Here is a 10,872-nt window from a genome sequence, read left to right on the forward strand (position 1 = left end):
TTTGGGTTAATCCTTTCATTATAAATTGAGTAAGGTACTTTTTATATTATCACATAACCTTTCCAGTAACAATTTATATGCTGTTTCTCATCTTACTGATCACAGTGAAAGATATTATCATACATTCCTTTATTGCCCCAAAAGCTGTCTGATTTTGCATTCCAACAAAAATGTTATTTTATGCTAGAAGACCTTTTTTACATCGTATCCATTATCATTTAGTGCCTTAACTATGGATTCTATATGTTCATATCCATTTGTTTCCACTGTTACTTCCAGAACAACGTATTTTAATCTGTCAATAGCTTTGAATTGATTATGATCCAATTTTATTACATTGGCTCTTTTTTCTGCCAGTATTTGAGCTATCTTGAGAAGCTGTCCCGGAATATCTTTTAATTTTACTGAAAAACAGAATATTCTTCCTCTTGAAAATAAGCCCTTATTCAAAAGAGATGCCATTGTAACCACATCAATGTTTCCTCCACTTATAAGTGAAACCACCTTTTTACCTTTGAATTCAAGCCTTTTAAGAGCAGCCAGCGACATAACTCCTGTTGCTTCTGCTACAAGTTTGTGCTTTTCCAATACCACAAAAACAGCTTCCATGAGTTCTTGATCGCTTACTGTAACAATTTCATCCACATATTTTTTTATTACATGAAAGGTAAGATCCCCGGGTTTTTTTACTGCTGCACCATCTGCAATAGTGTTTACCTCATCTGCATAGGTAAGCTTCCCCGTATCGAAAGAAATTTTCATGGGATTTGCACCTTCAGCCTGAACTCCTATTATTTTTATATTTGGATTAATCGATTTTGCAGCCACCGATATCCCACTTATCAAGCCGCCGCCTCCTATTGGAACAAGTATGGCATCCACATCCTCAAGTTCATCCAATATCTCAAGGGCTATGGTTCCCTGACCCGCCATTACATCTACATCATTAAACGGATGGACAAAAGTATATCCATTTTCTCTCTCCAGCCTTTTGGCCTCTTCATAGGCTTCGTCATAAACTTTCCCTTTAAGCAGTATATCTGCCCCATAATTTTTGGTGGATTGAACTTTTATAAAAGGTGTAGTTTCAGGCATGACAATTGTCGCCTTAATTCCAAGTTTTCTCGCTGAATACGCCACTCCCTGGGCATGATTCCCCGCCGAAGACGCTATAAGCCCCCTGGATTTTTGTTCGTCACTCAATTTGCTTATCTTATTTGAAGCTCCCCTCAATTTAAATGCGCCGGTAATCTGAAGATTTTCAGGTTTTATATATACTTCATTACCACTTTCCCTGCTGAATTCAGGGCTATATATCAATTTTGTTTTTACACATATGCCCTTTATTCTTTCCCTAGCTTCCAGTACATCATTTAAAGTCAAATTCATTTTCATAATTTTAAGCCACCTTTTTATTTAATATTAAATATTACTGTATTTTGCCCCAATAAAAAAATCCTCCATCCTAAAAACATAATTTTCATATATTTATAAGGACGAAAGATTAACCTCTCGCGGTACCACCTCATTTACAACCAGTTCCAGACCGATTGTCACTTGATTCAGGTCATTTTATAAACCCTAACCATATATCGTTGGTATCCGTCCACATTTACTCGACTCCGGGTCTTTCTACATGGAAGCTCTAGAGTGATACTTGAATATCCATATCAACACCGCCTTACACCAGCCAGCAGCTCTCTTGAGTTGATATACTGAATATTTCTTCTCTATCATAGCTTAAGATTATATCTACAGTATGACGTTAATTATATTACTTTTTTTGAAATTGTCAACTGATATTTTTAAAAACATAATATCCCAAGTGAGGTAAATCATCTGTTTTCAACTATCTGAATCTCTATTCCATCTGGATCGTCTATAAAAAAGAATTTAACTTTGGGTGACGGTGAAATAGGCCCTCTTTTGATGACAATACCTTTGCTTTTCATGTATTCCATAGACTCATCCAGTGATTTCACCTCAAATCCAATAGAAATTCCCCTGCTTTGAATTTCAGAATTATTATTCCTGCTGCATATCAATTCTATTTTAGGATTGCCCTCTTCTCCAAGCATGGCAATATCTACTCCTGGACGTGGACTAAACTTTCTAAAAATTTTAATTCCCAGCAGTTCATTATAGAATTTTAAAGACTCCTGCATATTCTTCACATTTAACGTTATCCAGCAAAGATTCATATTATCACTCCTCCAATATCTATGCACGCTTAGGCATAGGTTTAATTTCCTCGGGTATAGGACATTTGTAGCTTTTTCCATCAAGTCTATTTCTAAATTCATCTTTAGCTTTTGATATTAATTCTGGATTTTCAAATAACTTTATAGCAGCTGATGCAAGTATCTTTCCAGCCTGAAGCAGACCTTTATGAAACAGCTCAGCCTTTCCCTGGGCAACCAGCTGCCAGGAATGACCTGGAGTATCCTTGGCATAGCATACCGTCTCTACCTGGGCTGTCGGTACATTCCAGCTCACATCCCCTACATCTGTGGAGCCGGGGTAAGTAAACTCAACAGCCTTATAAGGATATATTATATCTATAATATTTTTGTTCAATATTAAATCAATTATACTGCCAGCTTCGCTGTCATATATTTTTTCAAGAATACTTTTTGAACGAAGCTTCTCACCTTCGTCCAAAGTTTTTCTTATATCTTTTGCAAATTCTAAATCTTCACTGTCAACAGGAACAGGTCCTATTTTCTTGAATTCTTCGTACAGCAGCGATCCCAGCACTTTATTTGGAATTAATTCAGAACTTCCCCTGTCAAATACAATTTCCAGTTTAGTTCCCGTCATCAGTGCAGCACCTTTTGCTATATTTACAACTCTCTTATATATTTCGCTTACCTGCCCGGATTTTGGCGCACGTATCTGGTAAAGGACAGAAGTCTCGGATTGGACCACATTTGGAGAAAGTCCCCCGCTGTTAGTTATTGCATAATGTATACGAGCTTCCTGTATCAGATGTTCCCTTAAATAATTTGCTCCTACATCCATCAGTTCAACCGCATCCAGGGCACTCCTCCCAAGATGAGGTGAGACTGCTGCATGTGAACTGATGCCGTGAAATTTAAAATATACCTGTGAGGTGGCCAGAAAGCTAAATGGTATAACTTCATTTCTATCTGCAGGATGCCAGGTTAAGGCCACATCAAGATCCTTAAAATAACCTGCTCTGGTTATATAAACTTTCCCAGATCCGCTTTCTTCCCCCGGACACCCATAATATCTGACCGTTCCCTTTATTCCGTTATTTTTCATATAGTCCTTTACAGCAATAGCCGCAGCCAATGCCCCTGTCCCAAGACCATTATGACCACATCCATGACCTTTCCCGCCTCTAACCAGAGGAATTTTTTTAGCTGTATTGGCAGTCTGGCTCAATCCATATAATGCATCAAATTCTCCCAAAAATCCTATCACCGGTTTCCCGCTGCCGTGGCTTGCAATAAAAGCTGTTTCCATATCTGCTATTCCCTTTTTTATAGAAAATCCTTCCTGGGTTAAAACTTTGCATAAAATTTCCGATGATTTGAATTCTTCAAATCTAGTTTCGGCAAAATCCCATATTTTATCACTTAAATCTGATAGAATATCATGCCTTTTTTCTATTGAAGACACAACTTCTTCTTCCATCGTCATTTTCAAATCTGCTGTCATTTTTAAGTCTCCTTTAACAACTAAATACCATAAATATAATATATTCTTCAACAAGTAATTCCTGGATTCAGATTAAATTCATATAATTCCATAGTGTTCCAATGCATGCTCGATCCCATCTTCTTCTATATCTTTTGTAACAAATGACACTGAATCAAACAGAGCAGGTGTGCCATTTCCCATGGCAATACTGTTAGGTACATACTGAAGCATCGGCAGGTCATTGGTGCTGTCACCAATAGCATAGCAGTTTTCCAGAGGTATATCAAAATACTGACGAAGAAATTTAATACCTGTTGCTTTAGAATAACCTTTGGGTACAACTTCTCCCAGATTATTTCCCCTGTCAATATAATCAAATTTCTTAGTTATATAAGAATGAAACGCATTGTAATCACTATCTTTATTTATCCATACTACAAATTTATCAAATTCCAATTCCGGATCATCCCAGGTTCTTGAAACATCAACTCCCTGTGAAATAAAAAGTTCTTTAAATTCAGCCAGTTTATCATTAGAAACTCTATTTTTCTCAAAGAAAAAAGAACTTGAGCCCTCAAGAAGTGCATCGATCTTACATTCACGAAGTTTTTGTACAACTTCAACACAAGTTTCATGCGGTGTTGATTTATAGAAAAGAGGTTTGTCCTCATAATTGATATAAGTTCCACAGCCGCAAATATAACCATCAAATCCAATATTTCGTATTTCACTGCCCACATTAAAAAACGTTCTGCCTGTGTTTATAAAAGTCAGACACCCATTTTCACGGGCCTTTTTAATTGCATTTATAGTACTTTCAGCGCACTCATGGGTTTTTTCATTTATTATAGTTCCGTCAATATCAAAAAATATCATCTTTCTGTTCATATTAATTGCCCCCATCTACCCACACATACTTTCTTCAACATAAAATAATTATATCATCTTTTACATTATATCCAATGCCCTGTATCTTGTCTATTTTTCACTGTTTATCGGCAAGAGATATATGTAATCATTTTTTCTATATCTTTTATCCTTTTTTCTTCCTGTCCCAGCAGAAAATCAACATAGTAATTCTGCCACTGTCTTTCCATATTTCCCCTGCAGTTCATCAATTGCTCGGATGTAAGCTTAAAGGAACCACATTCCAACTCATCGTAAAATACAGCTGTTCCAAACAGGGCAAGTGTTATATCATCAAGACACTTAAATATCTGTTTATATTCATCTCCAAACAGGCATTCTGAATCCAGAAGATCCATATAATCTTCCGTAGAATGTATATTTTGCTTTATAATATCAATCTTATTTTCAATATCCTGACATTTCGAAATTTCCTCCACAATAACACTGAAGTCATAATTACTCAGCGTGGTACCCTCTTTAAAAACAACTTTATCTTTTTTGTTTTTCTTTTTTTCTAAAACAACCATATTGGATAGATTTCCACTGTTATAGGAAGCAAGCAGCCTGAACTTGAAAGAATCCTTGTACCTGTTTACATAGTACATAAGTCCCAGCTCTTTAATATGAAGATCATCAATGATTTTTTCAAAAGCCGTATCTAAAAGGCTTAAAATTTCGTGCTCACTTTTTCCTGAAAGATTTTTATTTACTATTTTAAATTGAACCTGTGACATTGTAAGATCCTTTTCATACCCCTGGCCTAAAGCCAGAAAAACACATTGATCTGCAAGTACTTGAAACACATTGATGGGTGATTTTGAAATATTTATTTTATACTTTTCTCCATAGTCTCTAAGTATTTTTAAAAGGGATGACTGCGGGAAAAAATTACAAAATTCAGTCTCAAGCTTTAATTTTTCTAGATACTGTTTTATATAAAAAATACCTGCTATATTCATGTCATCAAAAACAAGAGGATAGTCCATACTGGAGCAGGTATCCTGTGCTCCAAAAATTATATCATAATTGCTGAAAAAATCCGGCAATGCAGTATCTATCGTATCATTATACATCTGAATTGGGACATGAAGCCTGTTTTCCTTTATCTTTTCATAAAGCTTTTCGCATTCACATACAGTTTTTTTCAGAATTTCAATACCCTCATCATAAATTTCAAGTACATCTCTTTCATAAGTTAAAGAAAACCTGCTGGAACTTTCCTGATTTTCAACATAGGCATTAACCGCATAATAAATTGAATTTAAAATGTGAAAAGCAGTATCTTCCTTTATGGAACTGCCCTTCCCTTTTGTATACTTTACCATAAGGTTTTGAAAAATTGATAATATGGATCCTCTCAATGTCAATATTCCTCCTCTATACAAGTGAGTTCTTTATTGTGTTTGAAGTTGTTTATAATTTTTTCAGTTCCCTTTCCCATTACAAGTTCCATGGAACCATTATAAACACTGTTATAAAAAAACATTATGGCTTTTAACACATCTTTATCGCACAAAAGATCTGATGTACAGTTTTTTACATGATGAAAAACTGCATACACATCATTCACTGTTTCCACAAAATTTTCCTGATTTATATAAGGAGATTTTCCAAGTTCTTTTATAATGGATTCAATTACATTCAGATTAAGTTCAATCCTTCCCTGACTCCTTAAAGTATTATTTTTTGAATTTATTATATCTTTTATATCCTCAACATCAAGAACAAGGTTATAATCTCTAAGAATATCATTCAATTTAAAAATTTTATCTATGCTGTTGAATTCTTGCGATTTATTTATTGAATCAAATATTTTCGGCAGATTCATAACTTTTCCTCCTGAAAATTCAATTTAAATTACTTGACATATAATTTATTTTATGATATAGTAAGTGTATATATAATTTTTACTTAACTTATTATATCATATTTCCATCGGAAAGCAAGTATACTTTCGCATATGTCTTAAATATAAAATTTTCAGAAATATAAAAAGGTTGAGAATTGTCATCCTCAACTTTTTAACCATTTTTATTTAACAGCCACATATATATCCACTTCGGAATTTTCACTGCCATCATATCTTTTGTCGTAGAGTTCAAAATCTCCCGTATAAGTTCTTTGAATATCGGCATTCCATATATATTCCCAAGCTTCACCGATGCTCTCGGGCATCTTTCCTTTTGCAGTCACTACAAAATATTTTGAAGATGGTATTGTTTTTAATACCATGCCTTTTGGTACTGCAGGCACATTTGAAACCTCACAGCCGGCCACAAGGGAATAAGCTCCAAACTCCTTATTTTCATAATCCGTATACAATCCCAGGACTTCATCACTGCTAATTTTATTTTGTATTGCATCTCCAAATTTCTGTCCAAGAAATTCTTCCCATAATTTCCCGATTTCAACACTGCAATTTTTATCTTTATTGCTGGTTCTTATCTCTTTTCCCACCAGTTTAATCTCAGCTTTTTCCACCATTTTAGAATCCATCAGCACTTTTTCCACCTCTTTAAATGAGGGAGACAATTTTCCATTAATGTTCTTGCTTCACCTTCCTCCATACCCTTTTCCTTCATAAAGGGCACACAGGTTTCAATCATCTCTTCCATGGTTAAATCCGGCTGTTTGAAAGCTCCATTCTCATAACAATATATACAGTATTCATGATTTCTGCTGTTATCGGCATCAGTTCCATAAAGTTCCTCACTTAAAGGCATTCCGCAGCTCTGGCAATATTCCTGTTCCATAATACATTCTTCCCCTTTCATATGTTGATACAACTATTGTACAAGAGAGCTTTGACATCATTATGTCATGTTTGAATTCAACTATATATATCAATTATATTTTTGCACTTTTCCTTTATAATTTTCCTTATATGCCGGGGCTCCAGCACTTCCACGTATTCGCCATAGCTCAGTATCATTGAATAGATCCAGCTGTCCTCCACAACTTCAGTATTTACCATGACACTGCCGTCTTCAAGAAATGTAATTTCATCTTCATCAAAGTAATCCTGTATTCTGTACCTGACTTTTTCTGAAAATTTTAGTAAAATTTTTACAGGAACCTTCTGAGGCATCTCGGTCTTTGCATATTCACCATATGAAATTCTTGGTTTACAAATTTCCTCATTCAAAATCTCCAGTTCATCCATTCTTGACAATTTAAATATCCTGTAATCTTTTCTCAGGGTACAGAAGGAAAACACATACCAGGAAAATCCTTTAAACACGAGAGTAACAGGCTCCACTCTCCTAAAGATATATTCTCCTTTGGAATTTCTGTAGTTGAAGCTTATACATCTGTTTTCCTTTAATGCTCTAAATATCATTCTATATTTGATATTTTCCTTTTCGGATTTCTTAAATCCCCAGGGAAGTGTATCTATAAATATCTGTTTAAAATACAGATCAAATGTGCTCTTTTTATTATGGGGTATTATGCTTTTAATTTTTTCCATAGCCATTTCCACATTTTTGTCATCAAGAACTCCATTTATATTTTTCAAAGCTTCCACTATGGATATCATATCTTCCAGTGTCAGAAACCGGTGATTTATTTTATAATTGTCCAAAATATGAAACCCTCCATTGTTTCCCTGGCTTGAAGCTATTGGAATTCCAGACATATTGATTGTGTCCATATCCCTGTATATGGTCCTTACAGAAACCTCAAACTTTTCAGCCAGTTCTGCCGCAGATATCTTATCCCTGTTCAAAAGCATCACCACAATTGCCAGCAGCCTGTCTATTTTCATAAATTATAAACCTCATCTTGGAAATAATGTATGGCCACGCTCTACATTATTTCAATTTCCCTTTCTTCAATATTCAAGGCATTTCCTCCAATTTTAACTTCATTGATCTTTCCACTATGAATAATTACACTGGCTAAAATCTCAGAAGGCCTATTCATACAATAACCTTGTTCAAAAACTAAATCTTTCATATGATTTTGTGATATAATTCCATATCTATATAAATAGCAGCTCAATGCACCTGTAGATGTTCCTGTGGCAGATTCTTCACTGATATTATACAGAGGTGCAAAATTTCTGCAATGAGCAGTGGAACCCTGCTTTGTTTCCAACGTAAAAAGATGATACCCAACACAATTCTCTTTTTTGCAAACATATGAAATCTTATCAAAATCAGGTTTTATGCTGCATAAATCCCCTAATGATTTAATGGGGATTAAAATATCTTTTAATCCAGTAGATACAATTTGGATTGGAATATCATCCATAATTTTATTCTGGCTAATATTTAGAGTATCAGCTATATATTTTTTGTCCAATATTTTGTGAAATATGGGCTTACATTGATCCATATAGATTCTATTATTTTTTCTATATTCTATTTCTAAAATACCGGCTTTTGTTTCCTGAGTATATCTGCCAGCATCAATAATACCTTTATCTGCAAGTAAACAGAAGGTCGCAACAGTTGCATGTCCACATAAATTCACTTCCTTGTTAGGTGTGAAAAATTCAACTTTAAAATCAGCATTATTGGACTTCTTTACAAATGCAGTTTCTGAAAAGCCAACCTTTTTTGCAATCCGCTGCATATGTTCTGACAGCAGAGAATCCGCATTTAAAACAACTCCCGCAGGATTACCACCTGTATTTGTTTTGGCAAACGCATTAAGCGTATAAACTTTTATTTTCATTTGTTTTCTTCCCTCGTGAACTACCACAACTTATAGAAGTGGATGGCTTCTTAGTCAATATTCCTAATGGAACAAGTTTACCTAAGCTCTAAAGGTCGAACCAACCTCAGTGTATTACCAAAATTATATGGCTAATTTCAGCAGATTTTTGCTGGCGTTTATATCTCTGTCATGGTGTGTGCTGCATTTAGGACAGGTCCATTCTCTGAGTGCAAGATTTTTTACTTCTCTATTCTTATGTCCACAAACTGAACACAATTGACTACTTGCATAATTACTGGGTGCCACTATTATTTTTCTGCCATACCATCCAGCCTTGTATTCCAGCATTCTTCTGAATTCACTCCAGCTTGCTTCGCTTATTGCCTTTGCCAGTCTGTGATTCTGCTGCATATTTTTAACTTTTAAGTCCTCAATAACTATAGATTGGTTTTCTCTGATTAGTTTTACTGACAACTTATTTAAGAAGTCTGTCCTTTGATTCACTATCTTCTCGTGTAATTTAGATAACTTTAACCTGGCTTTTTTTCTGTTATTACTGCCTTTTTTCTTCCTTGATAGGTCCCTTTGAAGTTTGACAAGCCTTTTTTCTGATTTTCTCAGATATTTTGGGTTGGCCTCTCTATATCCATCTGAACATATTGCAAATTCTTTTAGCCCCATATCTATTCCTATTTTTTTACTTACTTCAGGCAGCTTTTTAATCTCACAATTAACCAGTATAGATATAAAATATTTACCACTCGGAACCTGGGATATAGTACATGATTTAATTATTCCGTTGAATTCTCTATGCTGTTTTATCTTTATCATGGATTTTAATTTAGGTAATTTAATATGTTCATCTTTGATATAAACTGTTCCATTTTGATTATTGGTTGTATAACTGTTATAGTTACTTTTCTTACTTTTGAATTTAGGAAAACCTATTGATTTATCTCTAAAGAAATTTTTATATGCTTTATTTAGATCCATTTGAGCATTTGCCAGAGCAAGACTGTCAACTTCTTTAAGCCATTCAAATTCTTTTTTATACTGTGCCGGGGTAGGATACTTAATCTTTTTAATATCCAAATCTTTGTTTTCCTTGTATGATTTAATTCTATCAGCCAGCATTTTGTTATATATAAATCTGACACAGCCAAAAGTTCCAGCAAAATACAATTTTTGTTCTTTGTTCGGATAAATCCTGTATTTATAGGCTTTTAACACATTTTCACCTCATTTCATTCCTTGATTTTCTATGTACTCCTTAACTATATCAATTGGAGCACCGCCAGTTGTTATAAGACAATAACTTTTACTCCAAAAGTACTCTTTCCATAATTGTTTTTTTATTGATGGAAACTCTTTTTTTATAAGTCTGCTGCTGGCACTCTTATAAGCATTTATAAATTTTGATATATTTGTATTTGGTGATCCTCTAAACAAAAGGTGTACATGGTCTTTATCATGATTCCATTCGCATAAAGTAATATTGTATTTAGGGCATATATACTCAAATATTCCCTTTATCCTATTTGATATTTTATCATTTATTACTTTTCTCCTATATTTAACAACCAATACCAAATGATAATTTAGCAAAAATACTGAATGATTATTTGTATCTAAATC

At 34.2% G+C, this 10,872-nt stretch carries 12 protein-coding genes and 1 other annotated feature; all 12 genes read right to left on the reverse strand.

From position 1 onward, the window contains the following. Positions 1–183: 183 nt before the first annotated feature. Positions 184–1,395, reverse strand: a complete 1,212-nt coding sequence (ilvA, locus tag CLLU_RS12325) for a threonine ammonia-lyase (protein WP_106010090.1) — start codon at positions 1,393–1,395, stop codon at positions 184–186. 94 nt (positions 1,396–1,489) lie between these two features. Next, positions 1,490–1,746 (reverse strand) — a binding site (T-box leader). 89 nt (positions 1,747–1,835) lie between these two features. After that, on the reverse strand, positions 1,836–2,201 hold the full coding sequence (locus CLLU_RS12330; RefSeq protein WP_106010091.1) for a VOC family protein: 366 nt from the start codon (positions 2,199–2,201) through the stop codon (positions 1,836–1,838). A 19-nt stretch (positions 2,202–2,220) separates the two neighbouring features. Continuing rightward, positions 2,221–3,684, reverse strand: coding sequence for a M20 family metallopeptidase (locus CLLU_RS12335; RefSeq protein ID WP_242977596.1), 1,464 nt, complete (start codon positions 3,682–3,684; stop codon positions 2,221–2,223). A gap of 78 nt (positions 3,685–3,762) precedes the next feature. Then, entirely contained in the window at positions 3,763–4,554 is a 792-nt protein-coding gene (locus CLLU_RS12340; RefSeq protein WP_106010092.1) for an HAD family hydrolase, read from the reverse strand. 104 nt (positions 4,555–4,658) lie between these two features. Beyond that, positions 4,659–5,936 carry a DUF6179 domain-containing protein gene (locus CLLU_RS12345; RefSeq protein WP_242977599.1) on the reverse strand — a complete coding sequence of 426 codons (1,278 nt, stop codon included), beginning with the start codon at positions 5,934–5,936 and terminating at the stop codon, positions 4,659–4,661. A gap of 2 nt (positions 5,937–5,938) precedes the next feature. Then, entirely contained in the window at positions 5,939–6,403 is a 465-nt protein-coding gene (locus tag CLLU_RS12350; protein WP_106010093.1) for a DUF6323 family protein, read from the reverse strand. A 203-nt stretch (positions 6,404–6,606) separates the two neighbouring features. Further along, positions 6,607–7,071 carry a GyrI-like domain-containing protein gene (locus CLLU_RS19165; RefSeq protein WP_106010094.1) on the reverse strand — a complete coding sequence of 155 codons (465 nt, stop codon included), beginning with the start codon at positions 7,069–7,071 and terminating at the stop codon, positions 6,607–6,609. After that, positions 7,071–7,328, reverse strand: a complete 258-nt coding sequence (locus CLLU_RS19170) for a zinc ribbon domain-containing protein (protein ID WP_106010095.1) — start codon at positions 7,326–7,328, stop codon at positions 7,071–7,073. The genes CLLU_RS19165 and CLLU_RS19170 overlap by 1 nt, the downstream gene beginning before the upstream one ends. A gap of 77 nt (positions 7,329–7,405) precedes the next feature. Further along, on the reverse strand, positions 7,406–8,341 hold the full coding sequence (locus CLLU_RS12365; protein WP_106010096.1) for a helix-turn-helix transcriptional regulator: 936 nt from the start codon (positions 8,339–8,341) through the stop codon (positions 7,406–7,408). A gap of 41 nt (positions 8,342–8,382) precedes the next feature. Then, positions 8,383–9,255, reverse strand: a complete 873-nt coding sequence (locus CLLU_RS12370) for a PhzF family phenazine biosynthesis protein (RefSeq protein ID WP_106010097.1) — start codon at positions 9,253–9,255, stop codon at positions 8,383–8,385. 123 nt (positions 9,256–9,378) lie between these two features. Continuing rightward, entirely contained in the window at positions 9,379–10,467 is a 1,089-nt protein-coding gene (tnpB, locus tag CLLU_RS12375) for an IS200/IS605 family element RNA-guided endonuclease TnpB (protein ID WP_106010098.1), read from the reverse strand. 9 nt (positions 10,468–10,476) lie between these two features. Beyond that, on the reverse strand, positions 10,477–10,872 hold a 396-nt coding region (gene tnpA / locus CLLU_RS12380), incomplete at its 5' end, for an IS200/IS605 family transposase (RefSeq protein ID WP_106010099.1).

The organism is Clostridium luticellarii (assembly GCF_002995845.1).
Classification (GTDB): Bacteria; Bacillota; Clostridia; order Clostridiales; family Clostridiaceae; genus Clostridium_B; species Clostridium_B luticellarii.

Coding starts and splice junctions, on each gene's coding strand:
- CLLU_RS19170 (WP_106010095.1), bottom strand. CDS start 7,328: ATGGAACAGGAATATTGCCAGAGCTGCGGAATGCCTTTAAGTGAGGAA.
- CLLU_RS12330 (WP_106010091.1), bottom strand. CDS start 2,201: ATGAATCTTTGCTGGATAACGTTAAATGTGAAGAATATGCAGGAGTCT.
- CLLU_RS12340 (WP_106010092.1), bottom strand. CDS start 4,554: ATGAACAGAAAGATGATATTTTTTGATATTGACGGAACTATAATAAAT.
- CLLU_RS12365 (WP_106010096.1), bottom strand. CDS start 8,341: ATGAAAATAGACAGGCTGCTGGCAATTGTGGTGATGCTTTTGAACAGG.
- CLLU_RS12370 (WP_106010097.1), bottom strand. CDS start 9,255: ATGAAAATAAAAGTTTATACGCTTAATGCGTTTGCCAAAACAAATACA.
- ilvA (WP_106010090.1), bottom strand. CDS start 1,395: ATGAAAATGAATTTGACTTTAAATGATGTACTGGAAGCTAGGGAAAGA.
- CLLU_RS12335 (WP_242977596.1), bottom strand. CDS start 3,684: ATGACAGCAGATTTGAAAATGACGATGGAAGAAGAAGTTGTGTCTTCA.
- CLLU_RS19165 (WP_106010094.1), bottom strand. CDS start 7,071: ATGGATTCTAAAATGGTGGAAAAAGCTGAGATTAAACTGGTGGGAAAA.
- CLLU_RS12350 (WP_106010093.1), bottom strand. CDS start 6,403: ATGAATCTGCCGAAAATATTTGATTCAATAAATAAATCGCAAGAATTC.